Origin of the sequence: Providencia rustigianii, assembly GCF_900637755.1 — a bacterium.
GTDB classification, from domain to species: Bacteria; Pseudomonadota; Gammaproteobacteria; order Enterobacterales; family Enterobacteriaceae; genus Providencia; species Providencia rustigianii.
In genome coordinates this window covers 1,214,389-1,236,216 of sequence record NZ_LR134396.1, presented here as the reverse complement: position 1 = coordinate 1,236,216, position 21,828 = coordinate 1,214,389, and the positions used below count along the sequence as shown (strand labels likewise).

The following is a 21,828-nucleotide window of genomic DNA, read 5'->3' as shown; positions in this document are numbered from 1 at the left end:
GGTAATGACACGCGGTACCAGCCTCAGTCATCAAACTCTGATAAAAAAACATCTTCAGTTTTGTATTACAGCATAATTAAAACTGTTTACGCCCTTCTAAAGCTGCAATACGATTTTCTATAGATGGGTGCGTTGAAAATACCGAATCACCTTTATTGAAAATATAGGCCGCCTTACGGTACGCCTGACCAGTGCTTTGATCATCATAATCATGCTGCTGATGATTACCTGAAATTTTCGTCAATGCACTGATCATCGCTTGGTTATCTGACGTCAAATCCACTGCCGCAGCATCTGCCATATATTCACGGGTTCGAGATAAATAGAAATAAAGAACTTGGGTAATAATCGGTAATAAAATATTCAGTAATAATAAAATTGTTTGTGCTTTATTAGCAGAATTATTGCGGCTACGCCCCGCTGAGCGAATAAAGATTTGGGCAAATAAATTAGTCACGGTCAGAATAACGTTGGCTAGGATCCCAACATACAGCGTCAACTTTGAATCCCCGTGAATAATATGTCCGACTTCGTGAGCCAGCACCGCTTGTACTTCTTGGCGGTTTAAGGTTTGCAACAATCCTCGAGTCACACCAACTAAGGCATTTCGAGAACTCCAACCGGCAGCAAAAGCATTAGGTTCATCACTTTCGAGAATATATAGACGCGGAATATAGCCTAATGTGGCACTTAGACTTAACTCTTCGAGAATATTGAATAATTGTCGTTCTTCTGGAGTTGATGCGCCTTCTTGAGTAATTTCTCGGGCATTCATTCCCGCAAGCATCAATTTATGCCCGAAGAAATGAATATATAGCAACCCAAGAAATGTCAGTCCTAAAATAATCAATGTCGCTACAGGTAACTGTTGAAACGTCATAAAGCTAATCAGATTAGAGGTAAAATCAATTCTCTCATCAGGATGAGTTGCAGTATCAGCAAGTAATCCGATAACCAGCATCAAAAAAATATAACTCATCACAACTAACCGAGTACGAAAGTTATTTTTGCGAATGACGTTTCTAAAATCCATGATAAAAACCTGCCAGTAGCGACACTAACTTAGTCGACATAAATTTAGTCGAAATTAATTCGGCGAGATTCTTCAGCTTTAATTTCAGCTTCATCTAAACGCCAATATTCTTTAGAAATTTTCAAACTTGGAATAATGCCGACAATCAGAGCTGCTGGCATCGATGCAATATAGGCATTATAAGTTTCTAGAGAGCGATTATAGCCACGTTTAGCGAAAGACAGCTTGTTTTCTGAAGAAACAATTTCTTCCTGTAAATTTGCCATAATGGCATCAGATTTTAGCTCTGGATAAGCCTCAACGGCGACATTAATTGCCCCGCTGCTAACCATTTTAGATAGTGCATCTTCCGCTTCACGAGCTTGGTTACCCGATGCATTTTGCGATTGCGCTCTTAATTCTGTAATTTTGCTAAAAACTTCCGACTCATGACTTAAATATTTTTTGACCGTTGCCAGTAAGCTATCAAATACTTTTCCGCGACGATCCAATTGAACTGAAATTTCAGTTTCACTGGAGATTACTGCTTCACGTAGTGCCACGATACGGTTATAAAAATAGATAACGATCAGTACCAGCACGACAATAAAAATTAAAAATTTCATAATCACCTTTTAGGCGGTTTGCCATCGGAATAAATACAGTCATTTATTAGGATTAAATACACTTATTACCCGACATTCTACGCAGCATCTAATGATAAAGAAACTGTTTCGAGATAAATCAGAACAATCGAAAAATAAGATTTTTTGCAACAAAAAAGGCTACTTAGTCATTAACAACTAAATAGCCCTTTATCAGTCCAGATTAATTATACCGCGCGGAAAGAAATCTCTGTTGGGATCTTATCCCCTTCCCAGTACATTAATGCTGAAATATTTGAGGCAATTTCACGGTAAATATCCGCAAATTCGCCTTCAGGGTCACGCATCACAGTCGGTTGACCACGGTCAAGGTCTTCACGTAGTGATATATGTAACGGTACCTGACCTAACAGTTTTGTATTGTATTTTTCAGCCAATTTCTCTGCACCACCGGTACCAAAGATAGGCTCAATATGGCCACAGTTACTACAAATATGTGCGCTCATATTTTCAACAACACCCAGTACAGGCACGTTGACTTTCTTAAACATCACAATACCTTTCATCGCATCCACTAATGCGATGTCTTGCGGTGTGGTTACAACCACTGCCCCAGTCACAGGAATATTTTGTGATAGAGTCAATTGGATGTCACCTGTTCCCGGTGGCATATCGATGACCAAATAATCCAGATCTGGCCACAATGTATCTTGCAGCATCTGCATTAAGGCTTTACTTGCCATTGGGCCACGCCATACCATCGCGTTGTCATCGGTGACTAAATAACCAATTGAGTTGGTCGCTAAACCATAGGCCATGATAGGAGCCATGTGTTGACCATCAGGGGATGTTGGTCGTTCTAGCGTAGTTCCTAACATGTTTGGGATGGATGGACCATAAATGTCCGCATCCAAAATCCCAACTTTGGCACCCTCTTGCGCTAATGCTAAAGCCAAGTTAACGGAAGTACTGGATTTACCCACCCCACCTTTACCTGAGCTCACAGCAAGAATATTACGAACGCCATTGATGCCAGGCAAATCATTGGCACGTTTAAGCGTCGTGATATCGTGGCGAAGTTTCCATTCAATGGCGTGAGCACCCGTCAATTGCTTTAATTCAGCAGTTTTTTCGCTGATCAGCGTTTGAAATGGTCCTTTCCAGACAAATGGCATAACTAATTCGACATGCAACACATTGTCCAACAATGCACAATGATGCAATGCTTTGATTGATATCAAATTGCGCTGGAGTGTTGGGTGTGTAAATGAAGCCAAAACAGTGGAGACTTGTTCAGTCAGCAGTTCTGGTTTGTTCTGCTCGGGGGATTTATCGTTCATCCCGGCTCCTTTATTTTCTTTTTTAACTACAGATTTTTGACTACGATGCATGATAGCAGAGAACGAAAAAAATAGTGACCGCCTAGCGAATGAAAAACCATAAACAGTAAAAATTTGTTTCCACCCTCAATTTTTTCCTGCTAAACGCCGATTAATATTTTATTGCCCTAGCGACATCTTTATTGATCGGTTAACATCAAAGACCCTTTATTAATAATGGAAGTAAGAAAGTTACTATGTCTCAAGTCGCGAATAAATTACTGGTAACCTGTGCGTTACCATATGCTAACGGTTCAATCCATCTCGGTCATATTCTGGAGCACATTCAGGCTGATATTTGGGTCCGTTATCAGCGAATGCGCGGCAAAGAAGTTCATTTTATCTGTGCTGACGATGCGCACGGAACCCCGATCATGCTGAAAGCTCAGCAGCTAGGCATTTCTCCAGAAGAGATGATCGCGGCAATGAACCAAGAGCATCAGAACGATTTTGCTGGCTTCCAAATTAGCTACGATAACTATCACTCAACCCATAGTGAAGAAAACAAACAGTTATCTGAAATGATTTATGGCAAGTTAAAGAATAATGGTTTTATCAAGAGTAAAACCATTTCTCAGCTTTACGATCCGGAAAAAGGCATGTTCTTGCCAGACCGTTTCGTCAAAGGAACTTGTCCAAAATGTAAAGCGGAAGACCAATACGGCGATAACTGTGAAGTTTGTAGCGCAACGTATAGCCCAACAGAACTGATTAATCCTCGTTCTGTTGTCTCTGGCGCCACACCGGTTATGCGTGAAACTGAACACTTTTTCTTTGACCTTCCTGCATTTAGCGACATGCTCCAAGCCTGGACTCGCTCAGGTGCACTGCAAGAGCAAGTTGCGAACAAAATGCAAGAGTGGTTTGAATCTGGTTTACATCAGTGGGATATCACTCGAGATTCTCCTTATTTTGGTTTCGAAATCCCAGATGCTCCTGGTAAATATTTCTATGTCTGGTTGGATGCTCCAATTGGTTATATGGGGTCATTTAAAAACCTCTGTGACAAGCGTGGAGACCTAAACTTTGATGAATTCTGGAATAAAGATTCTAAAACCGATTTGTATCACTTCATCGGTAAAGATATCGTTTATTTCCACAGCCTGTTCTGGCCAGCAATGTTAGAAGGCAGTAACTACCGTAAGCCAACTAATCTATTTGTTCACGGCTATGTGACAGTCAACGGTGCCAAAATGTCTAAATCTCGCGGAACATTTATTACCGCGCGTTCTTATTTAGATAACCTTGATGCTGATTGTCTACGTTATTACTATGCCGCTAAACTTTCTTCACGAATCGATGATATCGATTTGAATTTAGAAGATTTTGTTCAACGCGTGAATAGTGATATCGTCAATAAAGTGGTCAACCTCGCCTCACGTAATGCGGGCTTTATTGCTAAGCGGTTTAGCGGAAAATTATCTGCAAATCTGGCTGAACCTAAGCTATACCAACAGTTTGTTGATGCCGCACAAGTGATTGGCGACGCTTATACTAACCGTGAATATGGTAAAGCAGTTCGTGAAATCATGGCACTGGCTGATATTGCAAACCGCTACGTTGATGAAAAAGCCCCTTGGGTTATCGCGAAACAAGAAGGCAAAGATCAAGAATTGCAAGATATCTGTTCAATGGGTATCAACCTGTTCCGTGTATTAATGACTTACCTAAAACCTGTTCTTCCAAGCTTAACTCAGCGCGCTGAAGATTTCTTAAATGTGAAATTAGAGTGGGATGCAATCAACAAACCGTTACTTAATCATGATGTTGCTCCATTCAAGGCATTATTCAACCGCATTGAGATGGCTAAAGTTGAAGCAATGGTGGAAGCCTCTAAACAGACTATCCAGCCGGTAAAACAGCTAACAGGACCTCTGGCAGATGATCCAATTCAAGAGACAATTAATTTTGATGATTTCGCAAAAATTGACCTGCGTATTGCCTTAATTAAGCAAGCTGAGTTTGTTGAAGGTTCAGATAAGTTACTAAAATTACAGTTAGATATTGGTGGTGAAAATCGCCAAGTCTTCTCTGGCATTCGCTCTGCATATCCAGACCCTAAAGTGCTGGAAGGCCGCTTAACCGTTATGGTTGCTAACCTTGCTCCACGTAAAATGCGCTTTGGTATCTCTGAAGGTATGGTGATGGCAGCGGGTCCCGGCGGTAAAGATATTTACTTACTGAGCCCTGATAATGGCGCACAACCAGGAATGCAAGTTAAGTAAGTCATTCTTATTGTTGCTAATACGGCATTAAATACTGTAAGCAAATAACGGAGCCACTCTTGTGCGCTCCGTTTTTTTATGACTTTTTATTTGTGATCTATGGCACATTTTGCAAGTTAATTGTATGATGAATGCCTGTCGAGCTATAGGACAAGTCCCATGTCACTTAAACAAGTATTGATAACCGGATGGCAATATTTGCGAGCCTTCGCAATACTTTATCTCTGCCTCATTATTGGAAATCTAATTTCCAAACTACTTCCTTTCTCCATTCCCGGTAGCATCGTGGGAATGTTATTACTGTTTGTGCTACTCGCCTTACAAGTCATTCCTGCACATTGGGCAAAACCAGGTTGTAGCATCTTACTGAAAAACATGACGATACTGTTTGTACCGATTGGTGTAGGGATCATGAATTACTATGATTTACTCAGCCAACAAATGATCCCGATCGTTGTGTCCTGTATAGCAAGTACGGTGATCGTCATGATTGTGGTCGCGGTCAGCTCTAACTATATCCATAAAGAACGTCCCATTGTTGGTGCTAAGCCAGATGAAGTTCCCCTTCCCCCTGAAGATGCTATCTCTTCAGTTACTACCGATAATAAACCAAAGGGGAATGAATAATGTTTGAGCATATTTGGTGGTCACTACCACTCACCATCATTGTCTTTTATTTGGCAAGAGCACTGTCGATTAAGTGCAAACTACCTATTTTAAACCCATTATTATTAACAATTGCGGTGATTATCCCACTGTTGATTTTCACTAGCACCCCCTATGAGCACTATTTCGCAGGCAGTAAGCTCCTTAATGATTTACTGCAACCTGCGGTTGTTGCGCTAGCATTTCCACTCTATGAGCAAATGCACCAAATTCGAGCGCAATGGAAATCACTCTTTAGTATTTGCTTTGCGGGCAGCTTAGTTGCCATGTTTACAGGTGCTGCCATTGCGCTGTGGTTAGGCGCAACGCCAGATATTGCTGGCTCTATTTTGCCAAAATCAGTCACTACGCCGATTGCCATGGCTGTCGCCGATTCTGTTGGTGGCATTCCCGCCATTAGTGCAGCTTGCGTGCTGTTTGTTGGGATCTTAGGAGCAATGTTTGGTCACAGTTTATTTGATGTACTGCGCATTCGTACTCACGCATCAAGGGGTTTAGCCATGGGAACCGCCTCCCACGCATTAGGAACTGCCCGCTGCGCCGAAATTAACTATATTGAAGGCGCCTATAGTTCACTCGCATTAATGACATGCGGTGTCATTACTTCACTCCTCGCTCCATTCCTATTTCCTATCATTCTGCATTTATTTGGCTAAACTGAATCAATAAGAGAGGTAATTAACCTCTCTTATGCCAATTAAACACCAAAAACTTGAGATACATCTCTCATTTACTGAATTTGTTTCATCGATTTCATTCATGAAGTGATAATGATCACATTAACGTCCCTGATTTATTGAATAGAATGAAAGCAATTAAATAGGGAGAGTAACTCATGCATTCAAGATTTAAGTCCGCTTGGTCCGAACTTCCAGAAAAGTTACAGTCTGTACTTAAACCTATCATGGATAAGCCAGACTTTTCAGCCATGCTAACTGCTGAGCAAGTCAAACATATCAAAGCTGAAAGTGGATGCACGGACAGTGAGCTTGCATTTTTATTGCTACCATTTGCAGCGGCTTATGCTGTCACACCGATTTCTCACTTTAATGTGGGCGCAATCGCTTGCGGGGTTAGCGGTAATTTATACTTCGGCGCTAACATGGAATTTAGCCATGTTTCTATTGGTCAAACCATTCACGCTGAACAATGTTCAATTACCCATGCATGGTTAAAAGGCGAAAAACAGCTGACATCTATTACAGTTAACTACACGCCTTGTGGTCACTGCCGACAATTTATGAATGAGCTTCGTGAAGGCGGTAAAATTATGGTGCATTTACCACAGCGCCAAGCCGCAACATTACATGATTATTTACCAGATTCATTTGGTCCATCGGATCTGAATATCACCACCTTACTGCTTGATACTGTTGACCATGGCTATGCGAATCAAAGTCGTGATCGCTTATTATCTGCTGCAATTGATGCCGCAAATCAATCCCATGCACCATACAGTAATTCTCATTCAGGTATTGCAGTGCAATTAAAAGATGGCTCTTTATTTACCGGGCGCTACGCAGAAAATGCTGCATTTAACCCAAGCTTGCCGCCACTACAAGCCGCTCTGATTATGGTGAATTTAGCAGGTAAAGATATTACATCGATTGATCAAGCGACTCTGGTTGAGAAGCAAGATGCGATTGTGCAACAGTGGTGTACAACAGAAAATACATTGCGCGCTTTAGGTTGCCAAAAAGTAGAACGTATTTATTTGGATGGGTCCATTTAACTGTTATTTAATTGAAAACAAATTAAATATTCAAAATTAAGACGGTGGTTATTGTGAGTTTATCAACTTCAATAACCGCCGTTTTTTATTAAAACATTATTGAGTGTGGATACAGACTAGAATGAAAATCTGGATGATGAGCTGCTATAACCACCACTATAGTTAAATTCAGGCATGCTCGGTACTTGTGGCACGTTAAAATCACGACTGAAAGAGCTTGATGAGTGGTTCATGGTGGACATGTTATCACTAAGGTGCCCAATCATATTTTCAAAGTGATGACTACTTTGTACCCTCCCTTCTAAAAAACTTGATGAAACATCGTATCCACTAAAGTCAAATTCAGATCCACGAGAAGATTGTGGAATATTAATATCATGATCAAAAGTATTTGATGAATGATTCATAGAAGGCATATTTTCAAGGTGATGATTGCTTTGTACTCTACCTTCTAGAAAATCCGATGAAACATCGTATTCGCTAAAATTAAATTCAGTAGATTGAGGGGGGATAGAAGGAATTGATAAATTCCTCATAGAGGGCATATTTTCAAGTGGATGGCTTATTGGCATTACTCCACTACTTATATTTGAGTTTAAATTCGCGACCCCGTAGATATCCAAATCGCTTTGAGGAATGACTTCTCTTAGTTCTTTTATTTTAATCCCCATATACTCTGTAAGTGTTGAACTTCTTTCTTTAAGGTATTCACCGAAAACAGATCCCGTTTCTATCATATTATCGACTGTCGATACGGTATTAGTCCATTCTAAAAACATATTAAACTTTTCTTTAGAAGGATTATTTTTAATGCTTATTATCATTTTATCCATTAAGTAAAGACCATACTCAACCTCACTTTGATTATTTCCTGAGTTTAATAACATTTCATAGTATATTTCATCATGTTCCTCTGGGGGAATAATTTTAAATGGAATCGATAATGTCCAGTAATCTTCAGATAAGCCTAATTCAACAAATGAGTCTTTATGTATTTTTTTAACATCTTCAGCCGTTAATCTTTCTCTTAAAACTTCAGTATTCTTATTCTTAAACTTACTAAGCTCTACCTTACAAGTATTAATTGCTACTGTAAGCTGCACCTTTTTCAACATATTAGAATCTAATATAATATTATCTTTTCTAGCTTTTTCAACTAAGTAGTTTGTTGCCATTTTCCCTGCATATGAATCACCTTTTACAAGCCCGTTAGGAATTATGCCATACTGTTCATTATTCACTTCAAAATAGTCATATAGTATTTGAGGATTTTTCTCTCGTTCTACTTTATCACAAACATCCTGCATATCTTTTAGATGTAACTCTAAATCGTTTTTTTCACTACTATCAAATGATACAGAACGCTTTCTTCTGCGATTATGTCTATTTGTATGTACTTCATTCATTAAAAATTTTAATTTTTCTTCTTTAGTTTCCCAAAATAATATATTTTCATTTACCTCACTTCCCATTGATAAGAGAGCATCCTCAGTCAGGATCTCATCAGCATCGACTTCATCAAATACCCAAGGAATGACATCACCTAATACCCTTTCATTTGTTTTTATACTACCCATGGCATCTTTCATTATTATAGATATCTCTGATTCAGAATCTCTTATCTTAGCAAACTCATCAAACTGCGAGTCACTCAATGTCCTTCCCATTGAAATGTAAAAATTATTTGTTAGCCATGATTTTATTATCTCTTTATTATCACCTCTGCTTAAAATATATTTTTTAATCATCATATCAAATGTCTTATAATGATGATTAACTTGTTCTTTAAACTCAGTACTAGAGTTTAACCTATGAGTCCAAAAGCCCTGCTTTTCATTTTGTGAAAGTGATTCAAATACAGTATATAGATACCAATCTTCAATACTAAACCAACTTTCAATGCATGCCTTACGATTAATTTCCAATAGTTCTTCATAACTAATATCAGTAATTTCAACTAATTCACCACCATATTGGTTTAACTTATTTTCTAGTAAAACGAGATACTCGTTTGCCAATCTAAAATCTATATTTTCAAACTCTTTTTCCTGAAATTTCTCGTCATAGTTGAAAAATGAAAAATCATCAGGTGCATATAATGTATATTTACCCCAAAAACCAGACTCACTTCCACTTAATCCTGCAAATAAAGCATATCTATCACCTTTATTCGCTAGATACTGATACATCTCCTTTGGATTTTTATCTTCCCTTAATAATTTTTTAATCGTAATAAGATCGTTTTTTGTAAACACTCTACTTGCACTATATCTTGTATTATTTGACATTAAAAATCCTTTTCTATTTAAGATGAATTATTACAAACCCTTTTGATTTTAATAAAATCTTCTTCCATTGATGCATTTGATTCCATTTAATATCTATTTGAAAATAAACATCAATTTCAGGAATTTGTCCATTTATATCACACCTGTAATAACCTCCTTTTAAAGTTAACCAACGACATGTAATGATACTTATTACTTCATTTTTATTTTCAGACCAATATACTCGTGTTCTATTTTGATAGTTTTCACCGTTATAATTCATTGCATTTTCTTTTAAATATTCAACAAAATATAAATCAAGTTCATCGTCATAATAAACACCACTCCTTTTTCCCAAAAAGGAGTCATTTATTGAATTATCCCTAAACTGGTTCATTGACGCTGTATTATCCGTTATTGGTTTCACCGATATGCGTATCTCCTTTTCATTTTGATATGATTTCATTCTATCGACGGGGTGCATTTCTGGCCATGTCATACGTAAAGGTAATATTGTAAAATTAGCGTCACAGCCTTTTTTATTTTTTACTGATCTACGGTCAAAATAACTATAACCCTCATATTCAGCGATAAAATCAACATAATTCCTAGTTACTTCAACAATATTTCCATTAAACCTCCCACAAACAAAACCGGGCCGATTATCTGCCATTGATATACTTGAAATTAATAAGATAAACATAGAAAAAATAAATTTTATTTTCATATTATGCACCTAAAATTTTCAGGGATTTATTTTTTATAAATAAAGCTCTCTTCAACCATAGCCATGGTTTTTTCCATTTCAATAACTAGGGGGATTTTTCTCATTCTACTTAACCAGCGTTGGCTTTTTTCCCGCTTTTTAATGGATGAGCTTTCTGCCTCAGTCTTCATTTTAAACCACAAATCAACAAATATTTTCTCTGCCGATTTTCTTTCAGGATTAGAAATTATGTCTTTCCAAAATTCATCCCGTTCACTTTCATTAAAAACACTATAAATATCAGCGAAAAACCATGCATCATAAGGTAATCCTGATGCTTTAAATCCATTTTCATTAATAATCACTGCCTCATGAAAACTAATGCTTTCAGTTCTAACTTCCTGACCTTTATTCAGTTCAAGCCAATTTTTTAAATATGTTGCATAAGCTAATGCAGATTCAAAATGAAACTTTTCCATTTTTTCTTTTGATAATGGCTGATTATGCTCTTCCATAGTCACCTTCATATACTCAAGTATTATTATCGTGAAAATAGATACTTCATTTTTCTTTATATTATTTGCTACAGATTGAAATGAGAAAAACAAAAAAGTTAAAGTAAAAATAATTATTTTATATTTATAAAGTATTGCAGTCATTATTTACCACTCTCAAATTTGGCTATAATATTTTCATTCCACATAAAATTAATTTTGTTATCAAGATAATTTATTGCTGGAATTTTTCTAACAATTGATAACCACCTCATACTTTTCTCTTGTTTTACTGATGGTAACTTTGTCGCTTCACTCATCATGGAATACCATATTTTCATTAACACGGTTATTTCTTCTTTTTTTCCACCTTTATTTGTTGCATAAAGATAGCCTTTCCATATTAGCTCACTATCCTCTTCATCTAACGCCTCGAAAATAAAATGAAAAAACCATGCATCATGAGGTATATTCGCATCATCCAATGATTTATAATAAAGTTTCATCGCTTCTTTATAACCAATTCCTTCATTAAAGCATTTTTTATTTAGATCAATTAAATTAAAGATAACTTCACCAAATTTATATTTACTGTAATCACTCTTTTTGATTACGTTTGATTTTATTTTTGATTCATATAAATACTTAAACTGTAATACAAAAAAAAGCCTAACCCCTCCTGTAACTTTATTTTTATCTTTAGTATAAAATTCATTCTGCTTAATGGATGTAACTTTATTTGATGACTTAAAATCCTGACAAGAGCATAAAAATAGCATTGATAAGATAACTATATATTTCCATTTCATAAGCACCACCATTTAATTACCATTTAAATAAGAAAGAAAACCTAAATGAATTAAAAACATGCCGCAACATATGATATATAAAAATATATTTAGCATGCTCAACATAAGAATACTTATTTCTAAATAATGACTAATACCTCACCAAACAGTTAAATAAATTTAATCCATATCAAAGTGATACCGAGCCTTGAAAAACTTGATATTGTTCTGGAGATAGAAATAACTTTGAATAAGCGTGATCCACTCGCTGTCATTTTGATGGGATTCCGTAGTAAAATCCTCACCTTGTTATAATTTTGTTAGCATATAGATAATAATACTCATCAAAACTTTTAACTGTTTTGTATCATTATTTACTGTACATATTTTTTGTTTAGCTTAGGATCTAACCTAATTTTCCTGACTGTTGTTTTTTAATCGTTCGAAGAGTGATATTTCATGGAACATGAACACGAAACAAAACGCCCTCTCTACATCCCCTATGCTGGTCCAATTTTACTCGAATTTCCTTTACTGAATAAAGGAAGCGCGTTTACGGAAGAAGAACGCGCAAACTTCAACCTGTACGGCCTTTTGCCCGAGCAAGTTGAGACTATAGAAGAACAAGTTGAACGTGCATATCGTCAATTAATTGATTTTAAAACCGATATTGATAAGCACATTTACCTGCGTAATATTCAAGACACCAACGAAACCCTATTTTACCGCCTGATTGATGCGCATCTTACTGAAGTGATGCCTTTAATTTATACCCCGACAGTGGGTGAGGCTTGCGAACATTTCTCTGATATCTATCGCCGCGCGCGTGGTTTATTTATTTCTTACCCAAATCGCGAATACATCGATGACATGCTGCAAAATGCAACCAAACAAAATGTAAAAGTCATCGTTGTCACTGATGGTGAGCGTATCCTCGGTCTTGGTGACCAAGGTATCGGCGGCATGGGTATTCCTATTGGAAAATTATCCCTGTACACCGCTTGTGGTGGAATTAGCCCTGCATACACCCTGCCAGTCGTTATTGATGTGGGTACCAATAACCCGCAGCGTTTAAATGATCCTCTTTATATGGGCTGGCGCCATCCTCGTATTACTGGTGAAGAATATGATGAATTCCTTGAGGAATTTATCCAAGCTGTAAAACGTCGCTGGCCAAATGTATTACTGCAATTTGAAGATTTTGCCCAGAAAAACGCCATGCCATTATTGAACCGTTACCGCGACGAGCTGTGCTGTTTCAATGATGATATCCAAGGAACTGCCTCCGTCACTTTAGGGAGCTTAATTGCCGCAAGTCATGCAGCTGGTAGTAAACTCAGTGACCAGCGGGTAACATTCTTAGGTGCGGGCTCTGCAGGTTGTGGTATTGCTGAACAAATTATTGCTCAGATGAAATCTGAAGGTCTAAGTGATGAAGAAGCACGCTCCCGTATTTATATGGTCGACCGTTTCGGATTACTGACTGATAAATTACCAAACCTATTAGATTTCCAAAGCAAACTGACGCAAAACAGCGCCAATCTACAAGATTGGGATGTAAACAGTGACGCAATTTCTTTATTAGATGTGGTGCGTAATGCGAAGCCAACCGTCTTAATCGGCGTGTCAGGTCAAGCGGGTCTATTCACAGAAGAGATCATCAAAGAGATGCACAGGCATTGTCCTCGTCCGATTGTCATGCCATTGTCTAACCCGACATCACGCGTTGAAGCTCGTCCGGAAGACATTATTAACTGGACTGAAGGCCAAGCATTAGTTGCAACGGGTAGCCCATTCCCACCAGTTTCTTATAAAGACCAAATTTTCCCAATTGCCCAGTGTAATAACTCCTATATTTTCCCGGGGATTGGTCTGGGGGTGATTGCATCTGGTGCAAAACGTGTGACAGATGCAATGCTGATGGCCGCGAGCCGAGCATTAGCAAGCTGCTCACCACTAGCACAACATGGAGAAGGTCCATTACTGCCATTGCTATCGGAAATCCAAGACGTTTCTCGGATTATTGCCAAGCAGGTGGCAAAAGAAGCGCAAGTTCAGGGTGTTGCTACGATGACATCTGACAGTGCATTAGATGAGGCTATTGAGCATAACTTCTGGCAACCAGAATACCGCACATACAAACGTACCTCATTCTAATCAGTTGTTTTATCCCATTGAAGAGCACTTCGGTGCTCTTTTTTATTTTCTAGTATTTTCTTTATTTCAATATTGTCTGAAAGTATCGCGTTTCTATAACTTGCAATTGAGATAGCAACCAGAGTTCTTTAAGATGCAAATATACCTTATTTGTATAGGATCCGCTCATGTCAGAGCCAACTGATTCAGTACCTACAATACCAACATCACCTCATAAATTTTCTCTTTGGGCTATCACTCTCACTCTGCTGATTGTGACTCTCAATATTGCTATCTATTTTTACCAGCTCAATTTTGCGGCTCCATTAGAATCCCAGGAATATAATTTATTGTTATTCGGGGCGAATGTTTATCAGTTATCCCTTACTGGGGATTGGTGGCGTTACCCTATTAGCATGGTATTGCACTCAGGCTGGGTTCACTTAGGGTTAAATACCCTTGCTCTACTCGTCATTGGTATTGAATGTGAACGCGCCTTTGGTAAATTTCGCTACCTTGCCATTTATCTATTTGCAGGGATTGTTGGTGCATTTGTTAGTGCAGCCTGGCAATACCAAGAGGCTCTTAATAGCGCCATACGCCGCTTTGATATGATGTCATGGGGAAGCCTGCTTCAAAATGATAATACTGTCTATATTACGGTGAGCTTAGGTGCTTCTGGGGCAATCATGGGTTTAGCCGCAGCCTCAGTTATTGAACTTTTAAAGCGACTCAGCAAACCTGAACTCACTAAAGAAGCTCGCGATGCCCTTAAACGCCCGTTGTATAATATTATCGCCATGATAGCGTTAACCTTGATTAATGGGTTGCAATCTGGAGTGGATAACGCAGCGCATATTGGCGGCGCAGTGGCTGGTGCAGTGATTGGTTTTACTTTCGTTCTTATTCCCGCGAAAAAGTACCTATTAGATTTCATTTTAACTGTGATTATTGGTGGGGTTTTAGCCTTAGTTATCCATCAGCAATCATTTTCGACCGATGAAGATCTTGTTGCTGAACGAGAATTTATCTACCAAGAACTGGATAAAGAGCTTAATTCAGCTAAGGCAGAGCAAGCTAAGCTAGTAATGGAAAAAGCTGCCGAAGAGGAGCTTGCATCACTCCCTACCGCTCAATCTGAAGAGCAAATTGCTGGTATTCGAGTTCAAGCTCCTGAATTCATTGAGCCCCGCTTTATTCTCAGTGATGATGCTCACCAGCGGATCTTTATCACTGATGAGGAGGCTAATCTTGTTAGCGCATACTCTTCTGCTGATGGAAATTGGAAACTGCTGTTTACCATCAAACTCGCCCTGCCCAAAAATGATAATGGATGCAGCTCTAATCGCTGCCGAGGTATGGGGGCTTCTGGTGCTGCACTCAGTGCGGATGGGAAAAAACTGTATGTTGCCTCACTGTATCCAAACAGCGTCAGTATCATTGATATTGATACCCAAAAAGTAGAAACCAACATTGAAACGAGCTTTTTCCCACGCCAAATTTATGTGATGAAAAATAGTCAGCGTGCATTTGTAACCAGTGGCGTAGAAAACAGTATTGTGGTTATTAACCTCACAAATAATACCGTTGAGAAAAAATTAACCTTCCCAAATAGCGAAGAGTACCAAGGCGCTTTTGGTGTTCAAATGCCAGCAGCATTATCTCCTGATGAAAAGCAGCTAGCGCTGTATGATAACGTTACTCAAGCGGCTTATCTTTTAGATACCCAAACCATGGCGTTTAGTGAAAAACCTTGGTTTACAGTAGAGGATTACCAAAATGCCGTTAGAGAGTTCTATTTTACACCTGATGGCCAATCGATTTGGATGGTCACGGACAGCCGTTTTGTTTTAGCCAATATTGATACGCCAACAAACCCGGTCACTGTATATCATTGGTGTGGCAATAACAGCGAGATTCAATATGGACAATACGGCATTAATACGGGTTTAAACCAAGCTTACTACTTGCCACAATATCCCAGTGAAGCTCAAGTTCCATTAGTTACCACGAGCCTAAAAACATTAAATATCCAGAATGTTCTACCTATCCCAACCAATGGTGAATATATTCAAGGATTAGCAGAAACGAAAAATGCTTGGGTGGTTACCTATCCAAAATCATTTTATGTGGTTGATAAACATAAATCTGTCGATAGGAACTCAATCAGCCCATTACTCTGTTTTGGGGCTATGCCGAGTGAGTAACTAAAAATGGCATCTCCAATATTATGCCGTCAACCGAAACAATATAAGCCATATTGACATGATTTTACGTTACGCGGCTTGCGTCACGAAATTAAGTCAAGTAGCCTATTAATTGTTATCAGTAATTATTATGGGCATTAATTATTCAAGGCGAGGACATGAGGAAACGTCTGCTTTATGGTCTACTAATATTGGCAGGGATAGCTTTCGCCACTGTTATTTTACTTGACCGTTGGATCAGTTGGGATACTGCACCCTATATCTATGAAGATGTAGAGCAACTCCCTGCGCGGGATGTGGGGATGGTACTTGGTACCTCCAAATATTACGCATCAGGAGCAACCAATCTCTATTATACCAATCGAATCAAAGGTGCCGCTGATGCTTATCACAGTGGAAAAGTAAAATATTTACTTCTCAGTGGAGATAACGGTGCTCATAACTATAATGAGCCGATCGCTATGCGCAAAGACCTGATTAAAGCAGGAGTTCCCGCTTCAAAAATTGTGCTCGATTTCGCAGGCTTTAGAACGCTAGACTCTGTTGTGCGTACCAAAAAAGTCTTCGATACCGATAACTTCACCATTATTACCCAGCGTTTTCATTGTGAGCGAGCGCTATTTATCGCTAAACATAAAGGAATTGATGCCCAATGTTTAGCCGTTCCAACGCCTGATGGTATGTTTAAGGTACGAATTCGCGAAGTTTTTGCCCGCCTTGGTGCCCTTGCAGACTTATATATTTTACAGCGCGAACCAAAATTTTTAGGGGAACAAGAATCCATTCCTGCGCCAATAAAAATGCCTGATGGAACTAAAGGTTATCCAGCCGTCTCTCCAGATGAGATCAGTAAGCTGAATTAAATTCTTGCTTACACCGCCTTCCCCAGTAATGCCGCCAATTTATTTGATAATTGGCGCCAACACCACTCAACAGGGCCTTGCTTAAACCAAAACAACCAACAGTAAGAAAATAGTAAGTTAACAATCCAAATGGGCAAGATAAACGCCAATAATTCCACTCGAGTAAAATGATAAAAATATCCTAAATAGTAAAAAATCGTGGTACAAATCAGCGTCTGAAGTAAATAATTACTCAACGCCATTCGCCCCACATTTTGAACTAATTTTGAGATCAAGCTGAGACTTAGAATATTCCAAAACCCATATATTAGGGCTATATAGCCTAAAGATTGTAGCGGAACCATCAATTCATTCACAATATACCCCAAAATTGAAGTCGAAAAATAACTCCATTCCACAAGGCTTTGTAGATATAAAGAGATGATTTGTACCAATAACGAAGGAACAATTAGCATCCATGCCATCCGGCGATAATGTTGTTGGCTAAAGTCACCTTTTAACCAACCATTTTTGATCAATAGTGCACCGATAATCATCATGCTCAGTAATTGCCAACCATATTGGATAACCAGCAATTCAACCATGGTAGCCATCTCATTCGCACGATAAGCAAACCCAGCTATCCCGCCAACTCGATGTTGCCACATTTCAATTAATGCTTGAGGCTCAGTGATCTGCCAGAAGCTGGTATCTGCTACCATGCTACCAATAATCAACAAAATCACGAGTCCAATCAAATAGAATGCAATCGCAATTTTTAATAATTTGTCTTCATCATATAGGGATAAAAATGCAACTGCGATAAACCCCGTTAGTGCATAAACCAATAAAATATCTCCATCCCATAAACCGACACCATGAGCCAGTCCAATGAATGCGAGTACGGTGAGGCGGCAGCGATTCCACTTTATTGAGCGATATTGTAATAACCCAAGCGTCGCGCCAAAAAGTATCGAGAAGATACCGAGGAATTTTCCTTGAAAGAATAAATTGAAAAAGACCCAGACAGCAGCATCTGAGTGTTCAACTTCAGGTGTGTAATAAGGATTGAGATAGGCCGCTTGTGGCAATGCAAAACCAAAGATATTCATGAGTAAAATACCGAGAATTGCAATGCCACGCACTGTATCAAGTTGCCCTATACGGCTTTTAGGGGCAACCGGAACTGTATTTATCATGGATTATAGATGGCGAACCGCACGTAAGAATTCTTGGCGTGTATTTTGGCTTGATTTAAATAACCCGCCTAAGGATGTCGTTGTCGTTGCGCTGGTTGCATCACGAACACCGCGAGCTTTTACGCAATAATGCACGGCATCGATTGAAACAGCAACGTTAGTTGTTCCCAGTAACGTTTGCAATGCGACTAAAATTTGCTGAGTTAAACGCTCTTGAACCTGTGGGCGCTGGGAAAAAAACTGAACAATACGGTTGATTTTGGATAAACCAATCACGGTATCTTTTGGAATATATGCCACCGTTGCCTTACCGTCGATAGTCACAAAATGGTGTTCGCAAGTACTGGTTAACGTAATATCACGCACCGTCACCATTTCATCCACTTTCATCTTATTTTCAATGACAGTAATTTTTGGAAAATTCGCGTAATCTAATCCCGAGAAAATTTCATCGACATACATTTTAGCAATGCGGCGCGGAGTATCCGCTAAGCTATCATCGCTTAAATCCAAATTCAGCAACTTCATGATCTCTGTCATATGCCCTTCAATCAGTTGCTTACGATCTTCACCTGATTTTGGTTGAATACGCAACGGTGTTTCAAGTCCTCGTGCTTCCAAAGCAGCATGAACTAATTCGGCCTCTTTACTCAGAGATGACATGTGATCCTCCACAGATGGTATATCTATTTATTATAAAAATGCAGGTGTGCGCGGTACTCTAAAACAGCAGATGCAGATAATCCAGCAATACATCAATAAGTCGTGTGAAATATTTGCAGGTTACCGCACGGATTGATTAAGAATACTAATCTAAGTTTAAATTACTATTTCATTATTTAAATACATTTAATAACACACTTTATTTTAGCTTTTTTATCTAAAACCCTGTACCCACGAATGAAAGAATCTAAATCGCCAAACAATCTGCCCAAAAGCTATCTGCAATCAATTTCTATTCATTCACCCAATGCCCGATATCTGCCATAATACCGCCAACGAATCTATTCTCAGCCTCAAGGCCAATAACTATAGTGAGGGTAACTATTTATGGACCAGTGCCATACTAACGATTTGATTTCTCTAGAGCTTGCACTAGAAAAACTTCTTTCTCAAACCACCACAGTGACTAGCACAGAAATCATTCCACTTACTGAGTCTGCCCAACGAATTATTGCTGAAGACCTGATTTCTCCCATCAATGTTCCTCCTTTTGATAACTCAGCGATGGATGGCTATGGCCTACGCTTTGCGGATTGGGATGGAAAAACGCCGATGCCTGTTGCCGGTAAATCCTTTGCAGGAAATCCAATGGTTGGAGAGTTACCAGCAGGATGCTGCGTGCGGATCATGACTGGCGCGCCAATCCCTAAGGGTGTCGATACCGTCGTCATGCAAGAGTCGGCAGAACAGACTGAACAAGGTATTATTTTTACGGAGAGTTTTAAGCTAGGCAATAATATTCGTAAAGCTGGAGAAGATATTACTGAAGGCAGCGCAGTGTTCCCTTCAGGTACTCTACTGTCTACCGCTCAATTACCGTTAATTGCCTCTTTGGGTATCGCTAAAGTGAAAGTTCAACGCCGCTTGAAAGTCGCTGTATTTTCAACTGGTGATGAGCTACAAGCCGTGGGACAGCCCCTTGCCGAAGGGCAAATTTATGATACTAACCGTTTTGCTGTACGCCTAATGTTAGAAAAGTTAAATTGCGAAGTTTTAGATTTTGGCGTGATCCCTGATTCACCGGAGAGATTAAAACAAACCTTTATTGAAGCTAATCAGCAAGCTGATTTAGTCATCAGCAGTGGCGGTGTTTCTGTTGGCGAAGCCGACTATACCAAACAAATTCTTGACGAACTGGGGCAAATTGGCTTCTGGAAACTAGCCATTAAACCGGGTAAACCATTCGCATTCGGCAAACTAAGTTCCGCATGGTTTTGCGGCTTACCAGGCAACCCCGTTTCCGCAGCACTCACTTTCTACCAATTAGTACAGCCATTAATTGCGCGACTGTCAGGCCATAGTCAATGGAAAGCCCCTGTACGCTTTAAAGTCCCAGTCACTACCCCACTAAAAAAATCACCGGGTCGACTTGATTTCCAACGCGGTATTTTAAGCACCAATGAACAAGGTCAACTTCAGGTCTCTACGACAGGTCACCAAGGCTCGCATATCTTCAGCTCATTCAGCCAAGCTAATTGTTTTATTGTATTAGAACGTGAGCGTGGGAAAGTCACTGCGGGTGAAATGGTGGATGTCGAAATGTTCAATTACTTATTAAAAAGTGAGTGAGCGCCGTGCAAGAACTTAGTGATCAGGAAATGCTACGCTATAACCGCCAAATCATCCTGCGAGGGTTTGATTTTGATGGGCAGGAAAAGCTAAAGGCAAGTAAAGTTCTGGTTATCGGATTAGGCGGTCTTGGCTGTGCAGCGACTCAATATCTTGCTGCTGCTGGTGTTGGACACTTATCATTAGTGGATTTTGATACGGTATCCCTATCCAATTTACAACGCCAAATCCTGCATCGTGACGCCACGATAGGCGAGCCAAAAGTGGATTCTGCAAAAGCACAACTTGCTGCTATCAACCCGCATATTAAGATCGAGACATTCAATGCTCAACTCGACGAGCAACAACTTGATACATTAGTCAGTCAACATCAGGTCGTACTGGATTGTACCGATAATGTGGCTATTCGCGAGCAACTCAACCGCCTCTGTTTAACCCATAAAATACCGTTGGTTTCTGGTGCAGCAATTCGCATGGAAGGTCAATTGTCCGTGTTCACCTATGAAGATGGAATGCCTTGTTATCACTGCCTTAGCCGGCTTTTCGGTGAAAATAGCTTAACCTGTGTTGAAGCTGGCGTTATGGCGCCATTAGTTGGTACGATCGGTACATTAGAAGCGATGGAAGCCATCAAACTACTCACCCAATATGGGAAAGTCAATACTGGAAAAGTGCTGCTATTTGATGCAATGACACTAGATTTTCGCCAATTTAAACTGAGTAAAGATCCTCATTGTGAGGTCTGCAAGTAACTTTTTATGGCGAGGGCTTTCCTCGCCACTAATTAAATCAAAATTAGGAATATTCCTAAAAATTCATTTTTCTCTTCTTTCATCTTATACTATCCCCCTTTCGGGAAGCCTTGGTTGTCCCTATCTATTTGAACTATTACTGAGAGCATGAATATGTCACTCCCTCCTTGCCCAAAATGTCAGTCTGAATACACCTATACTGACAACGATATGTATATCTGCCCTGAGTGTGCTCATGAATGGAATGATGCAGAGCCTGCCACAGAAGTTGATGAACTGATCGTAAAAGATGCGAATGGTAATTTATTAGTTGATGGCGATACCGTCACTGTCATCAAAGATCTGAAGGTGAAAGGAAGTTCATCTATGCTGAAAATCGGAACTCGCGTAAAAGGGATCCGTTTAGTCGAAGGTGACCACAATATCGATTGTAAAATCGAAGGTTTCGGTCAAATGAAGCTGAAATCTGAGTTTGTGAAGAAAAACTAGTTTTACCTAAAAATTAAAAAGCCCCATTAATTGGCTA

At 39.2% G+C, this 21,828-nt stretch carries 19 protein-coding genes and 1 pseudogene; 11 read left to right on the top strand and 9 right to left on the bottom strand.

Annotation, left to right across the window (positions count from 1 at the left end):
* Positions 1-76: 76 nt before the first annotated feature.
* From htpX to apbC, 3 genes are all read right to left on the bottom strand, one after another.
* Entirely contained in the window at positions 77-1,033 is a 957-nt protein-coding gene (gene htpX, locus EL244_RS05590) for a zinc metalloprotease HtpX (protein ID WP_126459353.1), read from the bottom strand.
* A gap of 44 nt (positions 1,034-1,077) precedes the next feature.
* A complete protein-coding gene (locus tag EL244_RS05585) occupies positions 1,078-1,638 on the bottom strand; it encodes a LemA family protein (protein ID WP_006812674.1) in 561 nt (186 codons plus the stop codon).
* 206 nt (positions 1,639-1,844) lie between these two features.
* Positions 1,845-2,957 carry an iron-sulfur cluster carrier protein ApbC gene (apbC, locus tag EL244_RS05580; RefSeq protein WP_039854339.1) on the bottom strand — a complete coding sequence of 371 codons (1,113 nt, stop codon included), beginning with the start codon at positions 2,955-2,957 and terminating at the stop codon, positions 1,845-1,847.
* A 236-nt stretch (positions 2,958-3,193) separates the two neighbouring features.
* Here apbC and metG point away from each other — a divergent pair, with 236 nt between their 5' ends.
* From metG to cdd, 4 genes are all read left to right on the top strand, one after another.
* Positions 3,194-5,221 (top strand): methionine--tRNA ligase, encoded by a 2,028-nt coding sequence (metG, locus tag EL244_RS05575; protein ID WP_126459351.1) that lies wholly within the window; start codon positions 3,194-3,196, stop codon positions 5,219-5,221.
* Between the two features lie 159 nt (positions 5,222-5,380).
* Entirely contained in the window at positions 5,381-5,848 is a 468-nt protein-coding gene (locus EL244_RS05570) for a CidA/LrgA family protein (RefSeq protein WP_006812678.1), read from the top strand.
* Positions 5,848-6,543: a CidB/LrgB family autolysis modulator gene (locus tag EL244_RS05565; RefSeq protein ID WP_006812679.1), complete on the top strand. Its 696-nt coding sequence runs from the start codon at positions 5,848-5,850 to the stop codon at positions 6,541-6,543. The genes EL244_RS05570 and EL244_RS05565 overlap by 1 nt, the downstream gene beginning before the upstream one ends.
* 179 nt (positions 6,544-6,722) lie before the next feature.
* Positions 6,723-7,619, top strand: a complete 897-nt coding sequence (gene cdd / locus EL244_RS05560; RefSeq protein ID WP_112836420.1) for a cytidine deaminase — start codon at positions 6,723-6,725, stop codon at positions 7,617-7,619.
* 116 nt (positions 7,620-7,735) lie between these two features.
* On the opposite strand, the gene EL244_RS05555 is transcribed toward cdd, so the two are convergent.
* Genes EL244_RS05555 through EL244_RS05540 form a run of 4 tightly spaced genes read right to left on the bottom strand, consistent with a single transcriptional unit; the run spans position 7,736 to position 11,895 of the window.
* Entirely contained in the window at positions 7,736-9,907 is a 2,172-nt protein-coding gene (locus EL244_RS05555) for a hypothetical protein (protein WP_126459348.1), read from the bottom strand.
* 13 nt (positions 9,908-9,920) lie between these two features.
* On the bottom strand, positions 9,921-10,613 hold the full coding sequence (locus tag EL244_RS05550) for a hypothetical protein (protein ID WP_126459345.1): 693 nt from the start codon (positions 10,611-10,613) through the stop codon (positions 9,921-9,923).
* 26 nt (positions 10,614-10,639) lie between these two features.
* Positions 10,640-11,251 carry a hypothetical protein gene (locus EL244_RS05545; RefSeq protein ID WP_126459342.1) on the bottom strand — a complete coding sequence of 204 codons (612 nt, stop codon included), beginning with the start codon at positions 11,249-11,251 and terminating at the stop codon, positions 10,640-10,642.
* Entirely contained in the window at positions 11,251-11,895 is a 645-nt protein-coding gene (locus tag EL244_RS05540; protein WP_126459339.1) for a hypothetical protein, read from the bottom strand. The genes EL244_RS05545 and EL244_RS05540 overlap by 1 nt, the downstream gene beginning before the upstream one ends.
* A gap of 438 nt (positions 11,896-12,333) precedes the next feature.
* On the opposite strand from EL244_RS05540, the gene EL244_RS05535 reads away from it, so the two are divergent.
* From EL244_RS05535 to sanA, 4 genes and pseudogenes are all read left to right on the top strand, one after another.
* Positions 12,334-14,031, top strand: coding sequence for an NAD-dependent malic enzyme (locus EL244_RS05535; RefSeq protein ID WP_006812685.1), 1,698 nt, complete (start codon positions 12,334-12,336; stop codon positions 14,029-14,031).
* Positions 14,032-14,198: 167 nt separating this feature from the next.
* A pseudogene (locus EL244_RS17985) lies at positions 14,199-15,074 on the top strand (rhomboid family intramembrane serine protease); the annotation flags it as partial.
* A 24-nt stretch (positions 15,075-15,098) separates the two neighbouring features.
* Positions 15,099-16,217 (top strand): YncE family protein, encoded by a 1,119-nt coding sequence (locus EL244_RS17980; RefSeq protein ID WP_230084891.1) that lies wholly within the window; start codon positions 15,099-15,101, stop codon positions 16,215-16,217.
* Positions 16,218-16,375: 158 nt separating this feature from the next.
* The gene (gene sanA, locus EL244_RS05525) at positions 16,376-17,080 is read left to right on the top strand and encodes an outer membrane permeability protein SanA (RefSeq protein ID WP_006812687.1); all 705 of its coding nucleotides are present in this window, start codon (positions 16,376-16,378) and stop codon (positions 17,078-17,080) included.
* A gap of 8 nt (positions 17,081-17,088) precedes the next feature.
* On the opposite strand, the gene yeiB is transcribed toward sanA, so the two are convergent.
* Together yeiB and folE are read right to left on the bottom strand one after the other, a co-directional pair.
* Positions 17,089-18,258 (bottom strand): DUF418 domain-containing protein YeiB, encoded by a 1,170-nt coding sequence (yeiB, locus tag EL244_RS05520; RefSeq protein ID WP_126459332.1) that lies wholly within the window; start codon positions 18,256-18,258, stop codon positions 17,089-17,091.
* Between the two features lie 3 nt (positions 18,259-18,261).
* Positions 18,262-18,921 (bottom strand): GTP cyclohydrolase I FolE, encoded by a 660-nt coding sequence (gene folE / locus EL244_RS05515; RefSeq protein ID WP_006812689.1) that lies wholly within the window; start codon positions 18,919-18,921, stop codon positions 18,262-18,264.
* Between the two features lie 387 nt (positions 18,922-19,308).
* On the opposite strand from folE, the gene moeA reads away from it, so the two are divergent.
* The 3 genes from moeA (at position 19,309) to EL244_RS05500 (ending at position 21,791) form a co-directional block, all read left to right on the top strand.
* A complete protein-coding gene (gene moeA, locus EL244_RS05510; protein WP_126459329.1) occupies positions 19,309-20,550 on the top strand; it encodes a molybdopterin molybdotransferase MoeA in 1,242 nt (413 codons plus the stop codon).
* A 29-nt stretch (positions 20,551-20,579) separates the two neighbouring features.
* Positions 20,580-21,302 (top strand): molybdopterin-synthase adenylyltransferase MoeB, encoded by a 723-nt coding sequence (gene moeB, locus EL244_RS05505; protein ID WP_154600622.1) that lies wholly within the window; start codon positions 20,580-20,582, stop codon positions 21,300-21,302.
* 153 nt (positions 21,303-21,455) lie between these two features.
* Positions 21,456-21,791: a zinc ribbon domain-containing protein YjdM gene (locus tag EL244_RS05500; protein WP_126436536.1), complete on the top strand. Its 336-nt coding sequence runs from the start codon at positions 21,456-21,458 to the stop codon at positions 21,789-21,791.
* Positions 21,792-21,828 lie beyond the last annotated feature (37 nt).

Excerpts from the sequence above, each read along its gene's own strand:
- htpX (WP_126459353.1), bottom strand. The coding sequence starts at position 1,033 with ATGGATTTTAGAAACGTCATTCGCAAAAATAACTTTCGTACTCGGTTA.
- EL244_RS05585 (WP_006812674.1), bottom strand. The coding sequence starts at position 1,638 with ATGAAATTTTTAATTTTTATTGTCGTGCTGGTACTGATCGTTATCTAT.
- apbC (WP_039854339.1), bottom strand. The coding sequence starts at position 2,957 with ATGAACGATAAATCCCCCGAGCAGAACAAACCAGAACTGCTGACTGAA.
- metG (WP_126459351.1), top strand. The coding sequence starts at position 3,194 with ATGTCTCAAGTCGCGAATAAATTACTGGTAACCTGTGCGTTACCATAT.
- EL244_RS05570 (WP_006812678.1), top strand. The coding sequence starts at position 5,381 with ATGTCACTTAAACAAGTATTGATAACCGGATGGCAATATTTGCGAGCC.
- EL244_RS05565 (WP_006812679.1), top strand. The coding sequence starts at position 5,848 with ATGTTTGAGCATATTTGGTGGTCACTACCACTCACCATCATTGTCTTT.
- cdd (WP_112836420.1), top strand. The coding sequence starts at position 6,723 with ATGCATTCAAGATTTAAGTCCGCTTGGTCCGAACTTCCAGAAAAGTTA.
- EL244_RS05555 (WP_126459348.1), bottom strand. The coding sequence starts at position 9,907 with ATGTCAAATAATACAAGATATAGTGCAAGTAGAGTGTTTACAAAAAAC.
- EL244_RS05550 (WP_126459345.1), bottom strand. The coding sequence starts at position 10,613 with ATGAAAATAAAATTTATTTTTTCTATGTTTATCTTATTAATTTCAAGT.
- EL244_RS05545 (WP_126459342.1), bottom strand. The coding sequence starts at position 11,251 with ATGACTGCAATACTTTATAAATATAAAATAATTATTTTTACTTTAACT.
- EL244_RS05540 (WP_126459339.1), bottom strand. The coding sequence starts at position 11,895 with ATGAAATGGAAATATATAGTTATCTTATCAATGCTATTTTTATGCTCT.
- EL244_RS05535 (WP_006812685.1), top strand. The coding sequence starts at position 12,334 with ATGGAACATGAACACGAAACAAAACGCCCTCTCTACATCCCCTATGCT.
- EL244_RS17980 (WP_230084891.1), top strand. The coding sequence starts at position 15,099 with ATGGAAAAAGCTGCCGAAGAGGAGCTTGCATCACTCCCTACCGCTCAA.
- sanA (WP_006812687.1), top strand. The coding sequence starts at position 16,376 with ATGAGGAAACGTCTGCTTTATGGTCTACTAATATTGGCAGGGATAGCT.
- yeiB (WP_126459332.1), bottom strand. The coding sequence starts at position 18,258 with ATGATAAATACAGTTCCGGTTGCCCCTAAAAGCCGTATAGGGCAACTT.
- folE (WP_006812689.1), bottom strand. The coding sequence starts at position 18,921 with ATGTCATCTCTGAGTAAAGAGGCCGAATTAGTTCATGCTGCTTTGGAA.
- moeA (WP_126459329.1), top strand. The coding sequence starts at position 19,309 with ATGGACCAGTGCCATACTAACGATTTGATTTCTCTAGAGCTTGCACTA.
- moeB (WP_154600622.1), top strand. The coding sequence starts at position 20,580 with ATGCTACGCTATAACCGCCAAATCATCCTGCGAGGGTTTGATTTTGAT.
- EL244_RS05500 (WP_126436536.1), top strand. The coding sequence starts at position 21,456 with ATGTCACTCCCTCCTTGCCCAAAATGTCAGTCTGAATACACCTATACT.